This is a genomic window from Metallumcola ferriviriculae (genome assembly GCF_035573695.1).
In the GTDB taxonomy this organism is placed as follows: domain Bacteria; phylum Bacillota; class JADQBR01; order JADQBR01; family JADQBR01; genus Metallumcola; species Metallumcola ferriviriculae.
The window spans coordinates 3499195-3519282 of the sequence record NZ_CP121694.1 but is presented as its reverse complement, the minus strand read 5'-3'; the positions used below and the strand labels follow the sequence as shown (position 1 = coordinate 3519282).

Genomic DNA, 20088 nt, shown 5'->3' with positions numbered 1-20088 from the left:
GTATGACAGTACCGATACTAAAGTTTTTATATAACAGCATATTGAATAGGCAGCGGCTTGACCAGGATATGGTAGGTATGAAAGCAAAGATAATTTCCCACCTTGCTGCAGGTTGTGAACAGGATAATTTGATGAAACTGCCGCTGTGGGATGTGCCCTTTTTAGTTATCGATACAGAAACCACTGGGCTTCACCCAATGGCAGGTGATGAGATTATCTGGTTCGCAGCCGTACCCATGTCGGGTCTAACTATCGAAGAAAACAAAATGTACGATAACTTGGTTAATCCTCAGGTTGAATTACCCTTGGAAATTCAGGAATTAACCGGAGTGCGTCCGGAACAATTAGCCGGTGCACCGACAATATATACCGTTTTGGAACAATTCCTTACCTTAGCATTTAACCGGGTATTGGTGGGATATAGATTAGACTTTGATTTTAGATTCATTAATTTAAAATTGCGTCGCTGCTGTAAAACGAAGCTCAACCACCATGTGTTGGATGTAGCAGTATTATACCGCGCTCTACACCCAGAAGCATCAGATTTTACCTTGGACCAGTTGGTACGCAAATACGACATTGATGCTGCGGGTCGACATACTGCGCCGGGAGACGCATTGGTGACCGCAAAGCTTCTGGTAATATTATTGAGGGAAGCTGCTCAATCCAGGAATTTAAACACCCTGGCACAGTTATATTATTTCTTACATTGGCGGGCGATGTTTTGAGGATACTTTACCGCAAAGAAAGCCGGACCCGGTTATTAACTGGGTCCGGCTTGTTTAATCTTACTTTTATGCCAATATGGCGGTGAAATGACATTCGTAATCTAGTAAGTATGCTTATACGTCTCCTTCTTCCGGGACGATGCAGATAAATGCAAAGTCCGCTGTGCCATTATTTCTGAACTGGTGTTCCGTTCCCCCGGGGACATATGCAACGCTGCCCGGACCTAAGTTGTGCTCATTTCCGTCAAGAAACAGTATCCCTTCGCCACTGACGATATAATTGATATGAGGCCAAGGATGGGAGTGCTTAGGGGAATTGCCAGATGCCCCCAAAGTAAAGTGGCGCATAACCCAGCCTTCCCATCCCTGCTCGGGACCGATTAATACCTGCTTCAAAGCGTTTTTCACACCAGGGGCGTTTACTGTTGTAGACTTAATGTCCTTGACATTACTTACATACATAAGTTGTCCTCCCTTCTTTTAATGAGCAATTCCATTTATTTTTGCTTTTTCCTGCTGTCTCAGGTTGTTAAATTATACTTTTGGGTATTTTGGTTATGTTAATTGATGGTATAAAAAATCAATATTCAGAAAGGGGAATTATAAGTGGCAAAAGTGTTGAACATAACCGCTAATCCTAAGCCTGTGGAGTATTCGTATAGTTTGTCTATGGCACAAGCATTTTTGGAGGCCTATCGCCAGGAAAGTCCTAATGATGAAATAACAGAAATAGACCTCTACGAGACGGACATACCTTTTGTAGATAAGTATGTTCTTAGTGCATGGGATAAACTGCAGCAGGGTACGGATTTTGATGCATTGAGTGATGCAGAAAAAAACAAGGTTGGCCAGATGAACCAAATGGTGGACCAGTTTACGGCTGCAGACAAATATGTCTTTGTAACTCCATTATGGAATCTCTCTGTGCCGCCAAAAATGAAGGCCTATATAGACACAATTTGTATTGTCGGCAAAACTTTCAAATATACCGAGCAGGGCCCGGTAGGATTGATGAACGGGAAGAAAGGCATCCACATTCAAGCCCGAGGCGGGATGTATTCCGAAGGGCCGGCTAAAGACTTAGAATTTGGCGATCGTTACATACGGGGGATATTGAGTTTCCTTGGGGTAGAGACTGCAGCATCTGTCATTGCTGAAGGGATGCTGCAATGCCGGATAAGGTTGATGACATCAAGTCCCAGGCGATGGAACGGGCGAAACAGGCGGGTAAGGAGTTTGCCAAGTAGATTTAATAAGCAGCAAGGCTAGGCCGGCGGCGGACCCCTTAAAGGTATGGTACCCGCAGCCTTTTATTATTTTTATTTTAATGGGGTGATGAAATGCACTACTGGAAAACGCCCTTAGGAAGATTGGTTATTCAGCTAATTATTGGATTGTTAGCGGGAATTTTTCTTATCAAAGTGTTTGCAGAGATGGCCCAAGGGGTGTTGATGAATTCACTAATGAATTTTGACAATGTATGGGGGGACTTTATTCGCAGTTTCTCCGACACAAGGGTTACCCGGTCCATCATTTTTGTGACGGACTTGGGTTCAGCTACCATAGAGATACCCCTGTTTTTGATGGCGGCCGCTTATTTAGCATTTAGAATCAAGCATACTTGGGAAACGGTTATTTTGGCGGTTGCTTTAGCAGGAGGATGGCTGCTTAATGAAGCTCTAAAGGCGGCCTTTCACCGCAGCCGCCCGGGAATAAAACATCTGGTAGAAGCAGGGGGTTACAGTTTCCCCAGCGGCCATGCTATGGTTTCCGCAGCATTTTACGGCATGCTGGGTTATATAATTTGGTTAAATTTAAAAGAACGGACAACCTATGCTTGGGTGATTTTACTGCTGACGGCGGTTTTAATTACCGCCATTGGTATTAGCCGCATTTACCTTGGTGTTCATTTTCCCAGTGATGTGATTGCTGGTTTTGCCGCCGGAGGGGCATGGCTTGCCGCCTGTATTACAGCATTAAACGGAATCAGGTATTATAAAGGTAAGCGAGTGCATGATGGTAATGAAGGAACGTAGCTATACGGCCCGAAGAGTTTGGCCCCGAAGATCTAAAGTCAAAAAGGTGTTGACATAACCGGAGAACTGGTGTTTCAAAAGTAGCGCCAGCTTTAGCCAAGGGCAAAGAAATTGTTGAGAAACTATTAGTGAATTTAATGGCTGAATAAAAGTTTGGGGGATGCCGTCAGGTACCCCCATATAATTTTGTTTTTTGAGCGACTTCGTTTTATAGCCTTTCCCTATCGTCCTAAGTCTAGGGCGGACCTTTCACATCAATTCTTACATGAGCACAGTTTTGTACCGTACGTAATAGGAAAACTTACCTCAGTCCTGTACCGTTACCCGATAACTTGCGGCTACGGGATTAAGACCAGATGAAGGGTTAAAGCAGCATGTAATGGAATAAAGCGGGGATGTATTAAATGTGTCATACTATTTCTGGATAATGAAATATTTGTATGAAATATTTGTAGTAAGTAGCAGGAAAAAGGCGATAAATATCGAAATTGCTAAGACGTGTAGACTCAATACTAAATCAGCGACAGAGGAGAGAAGTATGAAGCCACAAATTGATGGACAGCTGCTAAGTAATAATACTTCCGGAAAAGTGTATCGCAATCTTTCGGTTGCGCAATTGGTGGAAAAGGCGTTAGCACGCGGTGAAGGTACAATGGCGTCTAATGGAGCACTATCGCTTCTTACGGGTAAATATACCGGGCGTTCTCCTGACGATAAGTTTACTGTCGATACTCCAGGTCTGAATGGCGACATTGACTGGGGTACGGTAAACAGGCCTATGTCCCAAGAAAAATTTGAGCTGTTATACCAACGTTTATTGGCGTATTTGCAAAACCGGGACGTATTTATATTTGACGGTTATGCCGGAGCGGACCAAGAATATCGTCTTCCGGTTCGATTTATTAACGAATTTGCATGGCAAAATCTTTTTGTTCACCAGCTTTTTATTCGGCCTACCAAAGATGAATTGAATAGTTATCAACCAGAGTTCACTTTAATCGGGGCACCGGGTTTTAAAGCTGACCCTGAGGTGGATGGAACTAACTCCGAGGCCTTTGTGGTGGTTAATTACGATGAAAAGGTTGTAATTATTGGCGGTACTCATTATGCTGGTGAGATGAAGAAATCCATTTTTGGCGTTATGAATTACCTGCTGCCGAAGCGGGATGTATTTCCCATGCATTGTTCTGCTAATGTCGGCAAGAATGGTGATGCTGCGTTATTTTTTGGCCTTTCCGGCACCGGGAAGACTACTCTTTCTGCGGACCCGGACAGGTATTTAATTGGTGATGATGAGCATGGTTGGTCGGATTCAGGCGTATTTAATTTCGAAGGCGGATGCTATGCAAAATGCATCAATCTCAGTAAGGAGAAGGAACCGCAGATATGGGAAGCGATTCGTTTTGGTACAGTAATAGAAAATGTAGCAATTGACCCGCTTACCCGGGCGGCAGACTACGACAGTGACAAACATACGGAAAACACTCGGGCAGGATATCCTATTGATTTTATACCCGGTGTGGTACAGTCCGGTGCCGGTGATCACCCTGAGACGGTAATATTTCTTACTGCCGATGCATTTGGCGTTATGCCGCCTATTGCTAAATTAAATGCAGAGCAAGCCATGTATTATTTCCTTTCTGGCTACACCAGTAAACTGGCAGGAACGGAACGGGGTATTAAAGAGCCGCAGGCAACATTTTCGACATGCTTTGGTGCGCCTTTTTTACCGTTAAGGCCGATGGTTTACGCAGCGATGCTCGGAGATAGAATCGCTAAGCATAACACTCGGGTATTCTTAATAAATACCGGTTGGTCCGGTGGTCCTTACGGAGTGGGTAATAGAATGAACCTCAACTACACCCGAGCTATGGTTACTGCGGCATTGAACGGCCAATTGGACGATGTGGCATATCGCTCTGACCCGGTATTTGACATCTCTCTGCCGGTTAGTTGTCCCGGTGTGCCCACTGAGATACTTGAGCCCCGGGCAACCTGGAGTAATAAAGAGGAATACGACCGCGCCGCCAAAGGATTAGCCCGGAGATTTGCTGATAATTTCAAAAAGTTTAGCGGTGTACCGGATAAACTTACTACGGCAGGACCAAAGATTGAATAATGTAAAATACATGTGTATACTTTTTAATATTTCTAAAAAGGAAACCCACCATCCCTTTGGTGCGGTTTCTTTTTACTTAATGGAATTAACATCACTTAATCTGGGCAAAAATAAAGAAAGTGACGGCTAAGCGGGAGGCAAAAATTATCTTCAAATTAGAGCAGCGTCATGAATTCGTCAGAGGCACCTGGGCCGGTATAATTGGTGCAATTGCCAAATACATCTTTAACGAATTAATGCAGGTACTGAACATCGCTAAATATGATAACAACGCCACGGCCATAACCGTGGTTATGAAAGGATATGAGCATAATCTGGCTTTTTGGCTGTTCGGTTTTTTAGCTGCCATGATAATTGGCGCTTTTTTTGGAGTTATTATTGCTTTTATGTATTCCTATATATTCACAGAAGAAAGCTATTTATTTAAAGCTGCCGGATTAGGGGTTGCTATTTGGCTATTTAACTTCGGCTTGATATCCAAGGCATTTCATTACCCGGCCGATATTAAATGGAGTATGGGCGATGTGCTTTCTATGCTGGTAAGTTTAATAATATACAGCATGATTACAGCGTATTCGCTTAAGCAAATGGGCTTTTTTCGTGACCCATCAACAGATGAAGAATATTTCTAGGGAGCCAGTTGTTCTGGCTCTTTTTAAATTCTAAGCGCGTCCGGCTGAGTGAATCATTGTGCAGCTGCTTATGGCAGGATAATTTAGCCTAATTGCAGAATCTGTGTTAGAAACATGAAGGGCAGAATGAAAGTGGTGAGGGTATTGGGCAAGATACGGCTTAATTGGGATGGCAAAGATAAGTGGCTGCTAGCTTTGGATGAGCAGGGACTGCCTATTTGGGGAGAGGAAGAAGACCTGACAGGATATCCCTTAAACAACTGCCAATACATAGGAAACATGTCTCGCTTGTCGGGCACTTTTTTGGATGGGAATTTACTCATTAAGGGAGATAATCTGTACGTACTGAAAGCGCTGGAAAAGGATTTCACAGGTAAAATTCAATGTATCTATATAGACCCGCCTTTTAATGCAGCTAACGGTACCATGGGCTATATGGATGAGTTTGACCATGGAATATGGCTGTCAATGATGCAGACACGTTTGGCAATGGTAAAACGCTTTTTAAAACCGTCAGGCACTATCTTTATTCATATTGGTTACGAAGAGAAAAGTTATTTAAAGGTGCTTGCCGATGAGATCTTTGGCAGAGATAATTTTGTGTCGGAGATAACCTGGCAGCGGGCTCCGGACGGGAGAACGGTATTGGGTCAGGGCTCTTCGGTAATTCCGCACACCAGCGAATATCTCTTGGTCTACGCCAAGGATATCGACAAGGTTAAGGTTTATGAGGATAAAAAGGTCGTTCTGGCCACTGACCAGGTACTAAGGCAGTATAATCAAGTGTTACAAATACATTCCCCGGCGCGGCTTGTGGCAGAGAATACGGATCGCCGGGGAAACATAATCCGTATTTACCGTTACGGTCAGTATAGTCTTACGCGGTTTAAAGTGCGTAAACTTCGTGCGGCGGCGAACCAATGGTTGCAGCGCCACAGTGATGCCATTAGTAGGATTGAATGCGGTGAGGCAGAGCAGAGTTTACTAACAAAGGCCCTCAACCAATCTCTGTCCTTTGATAACCTTACGCAGCAGGCCAAGCGTGTATTTCTAACGGAAAATTTTTCGCAGATGGTTCAATCAGTCAGTATTCAAAAAGAGTCAACATTTCAACAGCGGCTTTTATTGGAAATGGGCGCTAAAGATGTCTTATATCGGGCTGAATATACTCCCAGCAAAGGAAAGAGGCGGGGAGAGCAGGTTTGTGATTATTTCTTAAACGGGCGTAAACTACTATTCCTTAAAGATTACTCTCAGTTGGTGGACGGCCATGTTTATCGGCGGGTAGATATCAATGATGTGTGGAAGCATGAAGAAATAAATGTAACCGGTACAGCCAGAGAAGGAGGTTGTGTTTTTAAGCGTTCAAAGAAGCCTGAAAGTCTATTGAAGCGTGTGATAGAATTTGCTACCGAAGAAGGAGACTGGGTAATGGACTGTTTTTTGGGTTCTGGTACAACCGCTGCTGTGGCTCATAAATTAGGAAGACGCTGGGTTGCTATTGAGGTGGGAGATCATGCGGAAACCATCTGCCTGCCTAGATTAAAGAGGGTGGTTAGCGGTGAAGACGCTTCAGGTATTAGCAAGCAGGTGGGTTGGCATGGTGGCGGCGGATTTGGCTACTTTACACTAAATAAAATTTAAGGAGCACTGCAAATTTGCAGTGCTCCTCGGCCAACCATCAGGTTGATAAAAATAAGCGTCCATTGTTAAGATTCATTATATTTACTTAGCCGGTGTCAAGTTAAATTCCAGTATATGGGTTTTACTACCATCTTTGGCGCTGGCTTCAAAAAGCTGCAACTTATCTCCCTGACCCAGGGGAGGAGCAGGGTAATCCAAATTAAAGCCGCCCCAATTTGGTGCACCTGCAGCAGTCATAATGTGGCCGGTATCTAGTGTTTCGCCTTCGGAATCCAGGAGGGCATAGCTAATGCCTCCTTCAAAGGCGCGGGCTATACCGCTGACGTGCAGCTGCTCCGGGGTAGCCTTGAATTCTGTCACCGCAATATAATCATTTCTTTTTTCAAAGCCGCCGGTTACGGCATCGTAACCGTATAAGTGTGGAATAAAGATATTGGGGTCGGTTGCCGTGAATTCAATATCTTTATCCGTGGCCTTATCCAATACTTCCACGGCATTTGGATAGGTTAATGCCTGGGTAACCATAGCGCCTGGTTCCGGTTCAGTAAATTCTACTAGAACTGTGATTTTTTCAGCGGTTTCCTTGATTTCCTTAATATTGACATCGTATCCCCCGGTGGATTTCTCTCCCCAACTTACCATAAGGAAGGTCTCGTTACCGATTACCTTGGAATCGGCGACAAAAATAGGTTTAAAAGTTTCCAGCCAAGCAGCAATCTCATCAGGATAGGTCCCTTGGGAATTATCTTTCTGGCCTCCATCATTGGTTTCCGATGGTTGTTGAGAAGGCTGATTTTGATCAGTTTTGCCGTTAGTTCCCAAACATCCCGTCACCAATAGGGACAACATCAACATTAACATCAGTGCTAAATGGATTTTTTTCACGCTTTTCGAACCTCACTTTCCTTAAATTCAATACTATTAGACGATGCTGGGAAGAAGAATGTTTCAACCAGGAGCTTTAAAAAATTTTCCTATACATTAAGTAATAACTCCGGCATGGCCGAAGTTATTAAAGAGGTTCGAAAAGCGCAATGGATGCCAATCGTTAATCGGCCTGTTTTTTAGATAGCATTACGCCGCCAGTGCCGACATTATCGGGGTCGTTTTCCTTTATCAGTACAACGAAAGCCTGTTCAGGGATGTTTAAAGTTGTGCTGGCGGTTTTTGTAAAACCTTCAATCAATGTTTCTTTCTGCTTTTTTTCCATCTTACCAGCGTCAATAGTAATAATAGGCATTTTCAAAGCCTCCCTTCATGTGATATATTCTTTATTCTAATATATCCTTCTTCACTTGGGATTATATCCCTTTTGGTGGCAAGCAATTAATGGGTTCAAACAGAAAGTAAATAATAAGGGCTTTTAGGGTAACAATAATATCAACCGATAGTTTCGCCGTTGATCAATGTAGAAGATCCATGTCCTTTGCTCTTTTGTTGCATTGCGGATGAGAAATCATCTCTGAAACGTTAATACTTTGATGCCTGTCATTTAAAAAGAGGAGGAATGAAAAGATGCGTACTTTTCGTGTTATTGAAGGAGTTTACTGGATAGGGGCAGTGGATTGGAATATTCGGCTGTTTCATGGACCCGCGTACACCACCCATCGTGGCACCACATATAATTCGTACCTGATTAAAGATGAGAAGGTTGCGGTGGTGGATACTGTTTACAGGCCTTTCACCGAAAGTTTCATTGAAAATATCAAAGAATATATAGACCCTACGAATATTGACTACATAGTGGTAAACCACACCGAACCGGATCATTCCGGTGCATTTCCGGAATTGATAAAGTTGGCGCCTAATGCCACTGTGCTCTGCACCGCCAAAGGAAAAGAAGGATTAATGGAACAATACCACGGCGAATATAATGTCCAAGTGGTGAAGACCGGCGATAAGGTTAGTTTAGGGAGTAAGACACTGACTTTCGTTGAAGCACCAATGCTGCATTGGCCGGATAGCATGTTTACTTATGTTCCCGAGGATGCACTGCTGCTGCCCAACGATGCCTTTGGCCAGCATATTGCGACTACCGGAATGTTTGATGACTTGGTAGATGAGCATCAGTTGATGACTGAAGCAGCAAAATACTATGCCAATATTCTTACCCCCTTCAGCAAATTGGTGCTGAAAAAGCTTGCTGAAGTGCAAAAGATGGGTATCGAAATTAAAACTATCGCTCCCAGCCATGGTATCATCTGGCGTAAGGACCCTGGCAAGATTATCAATGCTTATGCCAAGTGGGCAGAGGGCGAAGGTGAAAATAAAGTGGTGATTGTTTTTGATACCATGTGGAGCAGTACGGAGAAGATGGCTAGGGCAATCATTGACGGGATTAAAGCCGGCGGGGTGGAGGCAAAGCTGTTCCAGGCGCATAAAACTGACAGAAATGATATAATAGCTGAACTTCTAACCGCCAAGTGCTTACTGGTAGGTTCGTCTACCATAAACAATGATTATCTTCCGTCGCTGGCGGCAATTTTAGAAGATTTAAAAGGGCTAAAGCCGCGTAAGAAAATGGGTGCAGCTTTTGGTTCTTATGGTTGGCGCGGTGGAGCAGTAAAATCTATTACCGAAACCCTAAATGCTGCTGGAGTAGAAGTGATGAATGAGGGCTTGGAAGCGAAGTATGTACCCACCCCGGAAAAGCTGGAAGAATGTTATGCCTGGGGCCAAAAAATAGCCGAGCGGTTAGCCTGACCGTTGAACAATAATTTGTAAATATAAACCGCACGGGAACTTACCGTGCGGTTTATATTTACATACCTAAGAACTTTTTTAAGTTTTTAGCTTGGTTTCGACTTACAGGTACCTTGCTGCGATGGTCGTCATTAACAACAAGATTGTATGTGCCATTGAAAAAGGGAATAATCTCCTGTACTTTGCCAAGGTTGACAATGTAACAGCGGTGGGTGCGGAAAAAGACAGTGCTATTTAACCGACTTTCAAGTTCTTTAAGTGTATATTTGGAAACATATAGGTCTTTGGTAGTTTTTAAGAAGACACTATCGTCCTGCGTATATGCATAAATGATTTCTGTTTCTGGAATGAGCAGAGTTTTTCCATCCTTCTCCACGGGTAGGCGGTCCAGCTTAGTGTGCTCTTCCCCACTACCGTGTACGGCTTTTTCTTTTTCTTTATTTTTTTCTACCAGCTTAAAAAGTTTTTGCATGGCTTGGTGTAAACGCTTTTCATCAAATGGTTTTAATAAGTAGTCAACTGCATTGACTTCAAAAGCCTTTACAGCATATTCTTCATATGCTGTGACAAAGATTATATAAGGTCGTTTGGGGAGTTCCTGGATAATGGAGCTTAATTCTAGGCCGGTCATCCCCGGCATTTCTACATCCAAAAATAAAACGGAATAATTCAAAGCCGAAATGAGCTTTAATGCCTCTCGAGCGTTTGTGGCTTCGCCGACCACTTCCACATTTTCAAATTGGTCTAGTAAAAAGCGGAGCTCTTTGCGGGCTGGATATTCATCATCAACGATGAGCGCTTTCAGCTTCATAATAGTTTAGGCCTCCTCGTTCCACAGTCTCTTCTTCATTGATGAGAAGAGGAATGCGCATTTCAATGGAAGTTCCCTGGTCAGGGTAACTGACAATCTTCAAACCGTAGTCTTCACCGAAGAGAGTTTTAATTCTTTCATGGACATTGCTCATACCTACCCCATTGCCTGAGCCAACCCCTGGCTGCAGTACCTGCTGTAATTTGTCTGCTGGGATACCAACGCCATCATCCACTACACTTAGTACCAATTCGTTGATTTCTTTGCGGGCAGTGACTTTGACTGCTCCGGTACCAACCTTAGGGGTAACACCATGTTTAACTGCGTTTTCTATCAGCGGTTGAATACTGAGCACGGGGAGCTTGTAGTTCATTAAACTTTCGTCAACTTCCTCAATTATTTGGAGCTTATCACCGAAACGAGCTTTTTCCAGAACCAAGTAAGTATTGACACATTCCAACTCTTCCCGCAGTGTAATGAAATGCCCATGGCGTTTTAAGGTTTGTCTGAAAAATTCCGCCAGTCGAATGAGTAATCTTCGGGCTCGGTCGGGATTGGTTCGACTGTACATGATAATAGTGTTAAGCGTATTGAAGAAAAAGTGCGGGTTTATCTGTGCATGCAGGGCATCAAGCTTTGCCATAGTTAATAGTTGGGTCTGACGGTCAAGTTCTGAAAGCTCGATTTGCATGCTTAACAGTTGCCCAATTCCAATGGCTAGACGAATTGTATGTGGCGGCAGCTGTCCATCCTGAGTTTGATAAAGTTTTAAGGTGCCGACTACTTCACCTTTGTTTTTTAAAGGAACTATTACAGCGGCAGCCAGAGGGCAATCGCAGTTCTCTACAGGGCAATTTAGCTGTTTGGCTGTTTGTACTACTTTATGCTGTCCTGATTTAATAACCTCTTTGGTAGCCTCGGTTAAAATTTTATCACCAGGTTGGTGCATTTCACACCCTGCGCCCAGATAGCTCAAGACCTGTTCTTTATTGGTCACTGCCACTGCGGGCACATCGGCAATCTTTTGAATAATTTCTGCGGTTTTATGGGCAGACTGTTCGGTGAGACCACCCCGAAGGATTGGCAGCGTTTCATTTGCAATTTTTAAGGTCGGGTCATAAGAAGCCAGATGTTCATTATTTTCTTCCTGTTCGTCAACAGATGCTTGTTTCAACCATCCGGATGTAATAGTAAGCGTAATAAAATTTATTAAGAGAAGTGAAGCAATAACTTTCCATGAGTCGAGCACAAATAACTGTATGAAAAGTATCATTTGCAATCCGCTTAATAACCCGGCTATAATTACCAATCTAAGGTACATCAAGTATACCTGCCCCCTCTAATAATAAATATTAATAATATTTCGACAATGGTAATAGTTATTCCTGCAGTACCATGTCTGGCAAATGTTGCTACGATTAGTCTATGCAGATAGTGCAGTAAAGCTGTATAAATTCACGGCAGATAAGGTAAAGGAAAGGGGTCAGTACATGAACCCTGTACAGGAGATGGTTTGGTAGTGTCAAATGGGTTGATGGATAGACTACACACCTGGTAAATGCTTATTGGCAGGGACAAGTTTTGATATTAAGTTAACCCGGGGTCCCGTAAAGGACCCCGGCATTTTAGTATTTACTTAAGTTATTCGTCATTTTGGCTCATAAGTTTTTGCACTACTGAAGGGTCAGCCAGGGTTGTCGTATCGCCTAGCTTTCGGCCTTCGGCAATATCCCGAAGCAGGCGGCGCATGATTTTGCCACTACGGGTTTTTGGTAGTTCTGCAGAGAAGAAGATGTCTTCCGGGCGGGCAATAGCCCCAATTTTTTTAGCTACATGGGCTTTTAATTCCGCCATTAGATCATCGGTACCTTCGAAGCCGTCCTTAAGAGTAACAAAGGCTGCTACTGCCTGACCCTTAAGTTCATGGGTTTTACCAATAACGGCGGCTTCAGCTACACTTTGATGGTCCACCAATGCGCTTTCTACTTCCATCGTGCCAATGCGGTGTCCGGAGACGTTGAGCACATCGTCAACCCTGCCCATCACCCATATATTACCAAGCTCGTCGCGCTTGGCACCGTCACCGGTAAAGTAATAATCATCAAATCTGCTCCAGTAGGTACTCTTATATCTTTCGGGGTCGCCATAAACCGTTCTAAGCATAGCGGGCCAAGGCGATTTTACTATCAGGTAGCCTGCATCACTACTGTTTCCTTGTTCATCAACCACATCCACCTCGATGCCTGGGAAGGGTACGGTAGCCGTTCCGGGAGTTGTTTTGGTCAGTCCCGGTAGCGGCGAAATCATAATTTGCCCGGTCTCTGTTTGCCACCAAGTATCTACAATGGGGCAGCGCTCGCCGCCGATAAATTTGTGATACCACATCCACGCTTCAGGATTGATGGGTTCGCCTACAGTTCCCAATAACCTTAAGGAGGATAAGTCTCTGCTTTCCGGCCACTGGGTGCCCCATTTCATAAAGGCGCGAATTGCAGTGGGAGCTGTATAGAAAATGTTTACTCCATACTTCTCAACGATTTCCCAAAAACGATCTTTGTTTGGGTAATCAGGACCGCCCTCGTACATTACCGTAGTAGCTCCGTTAGCCAGGGGGCCGTAGATTATATAACTGTGTCCAGTAATCCAGCCAATGTCAGCGGTACACCAGTACACATCATTTTCCTTCAAATCGAAAATATAGCGGTGTGTGCTGGCCGTACCTACGAGGTAACCGCCGGTGGTGTGAACTACCCCCTTGGGTTTGCCGGTGGTGCCGCTCGTATAAAGAATAAACAACATATCTTCCGAGTCCATCGATTCCGGTTCGCAGATATGAGAAGACTCCTTCATCAGTTCGTGCCAAAGAAGATCTCGACCTTCAACCATGTTGGCGTTGGATTTTGCCAAGCCGACGCGTTCTACTACCACAACATTTTTTACCGGGGAATCGCCTTCTACAGCTTGGTCAGCATTTCCCTTCAACGGCACTACAGAGCCCCGCCGCCAGCCGCCGTCTGCGGTGATGAGCAGTGTTGATTGAGCATCATCTATCCGATCTCTTAAAGAATCTGCACTGAAGCCCCCAAAGACGATACTGTGTGGTGCACCGATGCGGGCACAGGCCAGCATGGCGATGGCCAGTTCAGGAATCATAGGTAGGTAGATAGTAACCCTGTCGCCTTTTTTGACACCAAGTTTCCTCATCACATTGGCAAATTTATTTACTTCGCGGTAAAGGTCTTGATAGGTTAAAGTGACGGTATCACCCGGTTCACCTTCCCATATTATTGCTGCTTTATTTCGGCGGTCGGTTTTTAGATGCCGGTCGATACAATTGTAAGCTACATTGAGTTTGCCATTTACAAACCATTTAGCAAACGGTGCATCCCATTCAAGGACCTCGTTGTAAGGTTCAAAGAAATCAATACTTTCAGCCTGACGTGCCCAAAATCCTAAGCGGTCAGCCGAAGCCTGATCGTAGATGGCGGCATCGTTGGCATTGGCCTGGGCCACAAAATCTTGTGGCGGAGCGAACACCCGGTTTTCTTGTAACAGCGCTTCTAAAGCTTTAGATTTGTCCTTCAAAAAAAACACCTCCAACAGGTTTAATGGATTAAAGATTCTGATTTATTTAACAATAGCTGAGGATTAGGGCTAAGGGCCTCAAAACACCTCCTCTAAATGGTAGGTTCCTATTAACATCATAACAGTGCAGCTAAATAAATTAAAAGAATATTCTGCGAATAGGCGTTTTTGGCGGCTGAACTAATGAAAATAGCCGGTGAATGGTAGGTGACGGCTTTTAATCTATCTCACTGGTAATTCATAGGTTTAGAAAATGAGGTTTCCTTCCCTGGTAATTGTCATCAATTTATCAATTGCTTTTAGGGCATCTTTTAGGAGTGCCTTTTCCCGAGCGTGCAGGGTCTTTAACTGTAGGTAATTATCTGGCTTACCATCATTTTTTATTTGCTCTAAGTTGGCCCGCAGACGAAATAGCATAATGGTTTCGAACGAAGTTTCCAATAGGTCAAGCAGGTTTTTGGATAGTGTTTTTTTCTGTCGCAGATATTGAATTCGCTCCAGCGTATTCGTTGTGGCTGCTCCTTCTTTTAATGCCAGCAGTCTGATACAATCGATTAGATAGACCGATACCGATTTTTTCAGATTTATTTCTGCCCGATGCTTACCGGTCCTTTCACCGACGGGATTACCGAGAAATCCTACGGGAAGCCGTCCACGGCTCGCATCTTCCGCCAGAAAGGATAAAATTAGCGGCTGCTTGCTAAAGCTTTTACTTAGAAACTGGCGCAAATCTTCGGCCAAGGGGTAGTGCCCGTATACCGGCCGAAAATCAAGGAAAATAGTCAACATTCGAATATCTTCACTTTGGGTTCCCTGTAACCATTTGGCAGTCAAAGAATTCCAATAACCAGTATTTCCCCGCCAGAAAGGATTTATAGCCATTACATTTCCGGGGCAGGGGGCGAAACCGCATATAGTAAGGCCTTCAACTACTAATTCGGCCAGTTTAGAGAAATATTCTTCCGCATTTTGTTTTTGGTCTGGGTCTTCCAGTTGCTGATAGATTAGTGCATTATCCTGGTCAGTGCGCATAAATTGTTCTCTTCGACCGCCGCTGCCCATGGTCAACCAACAAAAACGTGCAGGCGGAGGGCCGTACTCCGCTACCATTGTTTCAATGGCTATTTCAATTACTTGTCGGGTGATACGATCGTAAAACTCAGTGATGATATCCAGTATTTCCGGGATAGGGGCATTTTCCGTGACTAGGCCAATGAGAATCTGGTCTATTTCTGTCGCGGCCCGGGATAAGTTCTCTAGGCTTAATTGGGATTCCAAGCGGTCCACAACACTGATTACGCCGGTATTACGCGAACGAATCAGGTCACGGATGGTAATTATACCAACCGGTTTCTCGCCTTCTGTTACTATGGCGTGTTTGGCATGTCCTCTGATCATTGCTAATAGAACTTGATAATAATAGGCGTCGGCCGGCACACAAACCGGTTGACCGCTGGACACTGTATTAGCTGGCATGTTGTCCGGTGTACGGCTTTTGGCAACTACTTTTTCTACCAAGTCTCTTTCGGTGATTAAACCGCTGACTTTACCATCGCTACCTGTCAATACTACGGCACTGATATGATTTAAGGACATTATTCTGGCTATTTCATTGGTTTTTTGGGTCGGCGATGAGGTAATCACGGGTGTACTCATCAGTTCACTGGCTCGTTTCAATGCTGCATGGCTTTCATACGTTACTAAAGGACCGGGTTCCATGGCAACCTCACGGAATAAGCTGCGGAAGCGGTCGACTACCAGCTGGCCAAAAAAACTGGCGAACAGCGCATTATGTTCAAGCAGCTTCTCAAAATCCTCGCGGGAAACCAAGAGACAATCTAAATCATTAATAGCTTTTACCGATGCCGGATAAGTCTTATCCGAAAGTACAACTGTCTCCCCAAAGAAGTCCCCCTCCCTTCGGTAGCCAGGAACGGTTTCGTGCCCCTGCTCGTTTCGCACCCGTATTTCCGCAAGGCCGGTAATTATAATAAATAACACTTGTTTAGATTCTTCATCTTGCCGAAAGGCAAAGCTATCGGCAGGGAATACCTTCTGGATAATTAATGGTACAAGTTGTTCCAGGGCCTTCAATGGTAACAGGGAGAAAGGATGAACCGTTTGGAGAAAGTTGCGTATTTGATTATTGCTCAACTGCTGGTGTTCACCGGACAAAGTAACCCCTCCTTTCTATTAATCGGGAAAGACCTTTTTTGAACCTACGCAACGTACCTGGATGGGCCTCTTAGTTAGTTTTTTCTGCGCAAAGAATAACGGTACGAAGGTATTACGGTTCCTTCTAATCCTTACGGATAAAATGCCCGGAGCCCAGCCAAGTAGACAAGGCAAAGATCAAATAGATAGCTTGGGTTGGTTGTCTTCCCTGAAGGGCCATTTGTAATCCTATTCCCAAACCTAGTGAAGGGATAAAAATAAGAAGGGTACGTACGATGCGCTCAAAACCTGGTTTCTTGGCCAGAGGCCATACTCGTGAAAAAACTACACCCAAGGCCACGCCTAGACCGACAGCAATTAAAATTTGGATGGTGGCGAGAGGGGTGGGGAAGGGCCAGCTCTCAGATAGAAGGGAGCCAATAACGTAAAACACCTCCAGGAATAGGGCGATGCCCACTGCCTTACGAATTACCAAGGCGCTAAGGTACGGATGGAGCCAGTAAAGCATCACCAGCACTAATGCAAATACAATTGTCCAAATCATTTTTACACCTCCAAAGGATTTTACAGTTGTGAAAAACAATGTCTGCATCGGCATAAGGAGATACTACCTGTCAAAAAAACCTTAATATAAGAATATTCGTTATTGTCTATAACTTTCCTGCAAATCTACTGTGTTCTTCCCAAAGGAGGAAATTGCTGTTCAAAAGGGCTTAAGGATGGGAATGATAGTAATTAAAAGCCGGGAAGGAGGAACCCCTTCCCGGCCTGTGTACTTTACCAACTAATGAGTGTGTGCCTGGCCAACACCTCTGGGGATACGAATTTCTTCAACCAAGTCTTGTATTTCTTGCGGCGGTGCCTCGGTGTTACGCGATACAAAGTAGGATATTGCGAAGTTAAGTATAGCTCCCACTGAGCCGACTCCTTGGGCGTTAATACCGAAGAAACTAGAAATTATCGGTTTGGCGGTACCGAAAATTTGTGGTGAACGCATCAACAGGATCATGATAAAGGTGAATGCCAGCCCAACCCCAATGCCCCAGGTTGCTCCCTGACGGTTCATCCGTTTATCAAAGATACCCAGTAAGATGGCGGGGAAGAGACTCGCTGCAGCTAAGCCGAAGGCGAAGGCCACCACCTCTCCCACAAACCCCGGCGGATGAATACCAAACCAACCTGCGATCAAAACTGCTCCCAGGATGGACCAACGGGCTACTTTCAGGCGCTGCTGTTCAGTAGCTTCAGGTCTTAAAATGCGGTAATAAATATCATGGGCTGCTGCACTGGACATGGCCATTAAGAGACCTGCCGCAGTGGAGAGAGCTGCGGCTAGACCACCCGCTGCTACCAGCGCGATTACAAAGGGCGACAACTGCGCTACTTCGGGAGTGGAGAGAACAATGGTATCCCGGTCAATAACGATTTCATTAGTATCGTCATTGGTCATATTAAGGATACCGTCACCATTCTTGTCGTTAAATTGGAACAGGCCTGTTTCAGCCCATTTGGATGCCCATTCAATCTGCTGTACTTCTTCTACGGTTTTGTTATTAAGGCTGTTAATCAAGTTATACTTTGCAAATACGCCTAGTGCCGGGGCGGTAGTGTATAATAGGGCGATAAAGATTATTGCCCAAACGCCCGACCAACGCGCTGCCCGAACAGTTTTAACGGTGTAGAACCGGACGATAACATGGGGTAGGCCGGCGGTACCAATCATTAACGCCAGGGTCACAGCAAACACATTCAGCGCTGACATAGATTGGAAAGGTTTAATATATTCCATTAATCCCAACTCCACCTGCAAGTTGGTGAGCTTTTGGGCGAACCCTGAAAAAGTCAAGGCTACCTGCGGGATTGGAATACCAGTCAACATGCCGGCAATGGCACCGGCTGTAATCATATAGGCGATAATCAATACCGAGTACTGAGCCACCTGAGTCCAGGTAATACCTTTCATGCCGCCCAGAATGGCGAAGAAGGCGACGATGCCCATACCGATGAAAACGCCGATTGTAATATCTACCTGCAGGAACCGACTGAAGACGATACCTACACCACGCATCTGGCCCGCAACATATGTCATCGAAATAAATATGGTAGCGAGAGCAGCAACCGCTCGGGTGGTATTGGAGTAGTAACGGTCACCGATAAAGTCGGGGACGGTGTACTTGCCATATTTCCGGAGGTAAGGAGCCAATAGCAGTGTTAACAGCACATAGCCGCCGGTCCAACCCATCAGGTATACTGTGCCGTCAAAACCCATAAAGGAGATAAGGCCGGCCATAGAGATGAAGGAAGCACCAGACATCCAGTCAGCGGCAATAGCCGCACCGTTTGCCACTGCGGGGATTTCACCGCCGGCTACATAAAAACCCTTGGTGTCCCGAACCCGGGCCCACCAGCCGATGTAGAGGTAAAAAGCAAAGGTAATAGCAATTATGATTAAGGTTAAAAGTTCAACGCTCATGCGGAAACCCCCTTCTTCTGGTCAGTTATCTTAATCTCATGGAAATCATACTCTTTATCCAGTTTATCCATACGAACGGCGTAGATGACGATAAGAGCGATAAAAACGAGAATCGAGCCTTGTTGAGCCAGCCAGAATGCTAAATTAACCCCGAAAAATGGGATTCTGCTAAAAGGTACGGCCAAGATGATTCCACCTACATAGGAAACCAATGCCCAAATAATCAAAAGAATACGAATCAAACCGATATTTTTTTTCCAATATTCTTGTTGCTTTTCAGTAAGCTTTTTTTCTACCATTAAGGACACCTCCATAAACTGATAGTTATGAGATCATAACAAGTGAGCAGCGAAACTTTTTTGATCCACCTCCTTGTAGATTAGAATTGAAAAAATCAGCATTCCATCGGTGATACCACTGGTGCCAGCATCCGCCGACAGCGCATAAAGCGCTTTAACTCAATAAGGGAATTTACCCCCTGTTGGTCAAGTACTGACAGTGTTGCTTCCAATAGTCGTGCTGCGGATAATGCATCATTGAGAGCATGGTGTCTTGGTGCACATGGAATAGCTAAGAAGGAACAGATATCTTCTAAAGTATAGTGAGCGGTATCGGGGAAAGCATATTCAGCTAACTGTTTTGTATCCAAACTGGTGTGCACCAGTTTCCTGCCGCACGATGTTAATAAATGCCTATTGATAAACGCTAAGTCGAACTGCATTACATGCCCCGCGAGGACGCTTTTTCCCGCCCAAGGTAAAAAGCGATTTAATACTTCGGTAAGATTGGGTTTACCCGCCACCATGTCGTTGGTTATGCCGGTCAACTGTGAAATCTCTTCAGGAATGTTCCGTCCCGGGTCAACTAACTCATAGAAGGTTTTTGATTCGTTAACCATTCCGTTTTCTACAACCACAGCCCCCAAGGAAGTTACTCTGTCTCCCTTGCCCGGCCTCAACCCGGTTGTTTCAGTATCTAGCACTACGAAGCGCTGGTCCCGCAGTCGCAATTGTTCATCTGCCAGCGGGGCAAGTTGAGTCAATTTTTTTAAGACGCGCTGTTCTGCGTTGAGATGAAATCCTGTCGCTGCGTCCAGAGACTTGACAAACATAGTCAATGCATTCATAAGGATTCCTCCAAATAATGTATTATAATGTATTAAAAAACGGAATATTCAGAAAA

17 protein-coding genes and 1 pseudogene are annotated in these 20088 nt (G+C 44.6%); 7 read left to right on the top strand and 11 right to left on the bottom strand.

Translation table 11 applies throughout. The annotated features are described in order from the left end of the window. Positions 1-2: 2 nt before the first annotated feature. Positions 3-728 (top strand): 3'-5' exonuclease, encoded by a 726-nt coding sequence (locus tag MFMK1_RS17380; protein WP_366922940.1) that lies wholly within the window; start codon positions 3-5, stop codon positions 726-728. 114 nt (positions 729-842) lie between these two features. Here MFMK1_RS17380 and MFMK1_RS17375 read toward each other — a convergent pair whose 3' ends face one another. Next, complete coding sequence (locus tag MFMK1_RS17375) at positions 843-1190, bottom strand: cupin domain-containing protein (RefSeq protein ID WP_366922939.1); 348 nt, start codon at positions 1188-1190, stop codon at positions 843-845. Positions 1191-1334: 144 nt separating this feature from the next. Between MFMK1_RS17375 and MFMK1_RS17370 the strand changes: the two are divergent. The 5 genes and pseudogenes from MFMK1_RS17370 to MFMK1_RS17350 all read left to right on the top strand — a co-directional run bounded on the left by MFMK1_RS17370 (position 1335) and on the right by MFMK1_RS17350 (position 7159). After that, a pseudogene (locus MFMK1_RS17370) lies at positions 1335-1975 on the top strand (FMN-dependent NADH-azoreductase). 93 nt (positions 1976-2068) lie between these two features. Beyond that, positions 2069-2764: a phosphatase PAP2 family protein gene (locus MFMK1_RS17365; protein WP_366922938.1), complete on the top strand. Its 696-nt coding sequence runs from the start codon at positions 2069-2071 to the stop codon at positions 2762-2764. A 538-nt stretch (positions 2765-3302) separates the two neighbouring features. Continuing rightward, positions 3303-4883 (top strand): phosphoenolpyruvate carboxykinase (ATP), encoded by a 1581-nt coding sequence (gene pckA, locus MFMK1_RS17360; RefSeq protein ID WP_366922937.1) that lies wholly within the window; start codon positions 3303-3305, stop codon positions 4881-4883. A 119-nt stretch (positions 4884-5002) separates the two neighbouring features. Beyond that, the gene (locus tag MFMK1_RS17355; RefSeq protein WP_366922936.1) at positions 5003-5515 is read left to right on the top strand and encodes a hypothetical protein; all 513 of its coding nucleotides are present in this window, start codon (positions 5003-5005) and stop codon (positions 5513-5515) included. 126 nt (positions 5516-5641) lie between these two features. Next, entirely contained in the window at positions 5642-7159 is a 1518-nt protein-coding gene (locus MFMK1_RS17350) for a site-specific DNA-methyltransferase (protein ID WP_366922935.1), read from the top strand. A gap of 81 nt (positions 7160-7240) precedes the next feature. On the opposite strand, the gene MFMK1_RS17345 is transcribed toward MFMK1_RS17350, so the two are convergent. Continuing rightward, a complete protein-coding gene (locus tag MFMK1_RS17345; protein WP_366922934.1) occupies positions 7241-8044 on the bottom strand; it encodes a protease complex subunit PrcB family protein in 804 nt (267 codons plus the stop codon). A gap of 163 nt (positions 8045-8207) precedes the next feature. Then, the gene (dmpI, locus tag MFMK1_RS17340) at positions 8208-8399 is read right to left on the bottom strand and encodes a 4-oxalocrotonate tautomerase DmpI (RefSeq protein WP_366922933.1); all 192 of its coding nucleotides are present in this window, start codon (positions 8397-8399) and stop codon (positions 8208-8210) included. A 275-nt stretch (positions 8400-8674) separates the two neighbouring features. Here dmpI and MFMK1_RS17335 point away from each other — a divergent pair, with 275 nt between their 5' ends. Further along, positions 8675-9862: an FprA family A-type flavoprotein gene (locus MFMK1_RS17335; RefSeq protein ID WP_366922932.1), complete on the top strand. Its 1188-nt coding sequence runs from the start codon at positions 8675-8677 to the stop codon at positions 9860-9862. Positions 9863-9920: 58 nt separating this feature from the next. Here MFMK1_RS17335 and MFMK1_RS17330 read toward each other — a convergent pair whose 3' ends face one another. From MFMK1_RS17330 to MFMK1_RS17295, 8 genes are all read right to left on the bottom strand, one after another. Beyond that, positions 9921-10673 (bottom strand): LytR/AlgR family response regulator transcription factor, encoded by a 753-nt coding sequence (locus tag MFMK1_RS17330; RefSeq protein ID WP_366922931.1) that lies wholly within the window; start codon positions 10671-10673, stop codon positions 9921-9923. Continuing rightward, entirely contained in the window at positions 10648-11994 is a 1347-nt protein-coding gene (locus tag MFMK1_RS17325; RefSeq protein ID WP_366922930.1) for a histidine kinase, read from the bottom strand. The genes MFMK1_RS17330 and MFMK1_RS17325 overlap by 26 nt, the downstream gene beginning before the upstream one ends. Positions 11995-12314: 320 nt before the next feature. After that, entirely contained in the window at positions 12315-14258 is a 1944-nt protein-coding gene (gene acs / locus MFMK1_RS17320) for an acetate--CoA ligase (protein WP_366922929.1), read from the bottom strand. A gap of 246 nt (positions 14259-14504) precedes the next feature. Further along, on the bottom strand, positions 14505-16433 hold the full coding sequence (locus MFMK1_RS17315; protein ID WP_366922928.1) for a DUF294 nucleotidyltransferase-like domain-containing protein: 1929 nt from the start codon (positions 16431-16433) through the stop codon (positions 14505-14507). A gap of 124 nt (positions 16434-16557) precedes the next feature. Beyond that, positions 16558-16977: a hypothetical protein gene (locus MFMK1_RS17310; RefSeq protein ID WP_366922927.1), complete on the bottom strand. Its 420-nt coding sequence runs from the start codon at positions 16975-16977 to the stop codon at positions 16558-16560. A gap of 240 nt (positions 16978-17217) precedes the next feature. Further along, the gene (locus MFMK1_RS17305) at positions 17218-18906 is read right to left on the bottom strand and encodes a sodium:solute symporter family protein (RefSeq protein ID WP_366922926.1); all 1689 of its coding nucleotides are present in this window, start codon (positions 18904-18906) and stop codon (positions 17218-17220) included. Continuing rightward, positions 18903-19205, bottom strand: coding sequence for a DUF4212 domain-containing protein (locus MFMK1_RS17300; RefSeq protein ID WP_366922925.1), 303 nt, complete (start codon positions 19203-19205; stop codon positions 18903-18905). The genes MFMK1_RS17305 and MFMK1_RS17300 overlap by 4 nt, the downstream gene beginning before the upstream one ends. A gap of 95 nt (positions 19206-19300) precedes the next feature. After that, complete coding sequence (locus tag MFMK1_RS17295; RefSeq protein WP_366922924.1) at positions 19301-20032, bottom strand: 3'-5' exonuclease; 732 nt, start codon at positions 20030-20032, stop codon at positions 19301-19303. Between the last annotated feature and the right edge of the window lie 56 nt (positions 20033-20088).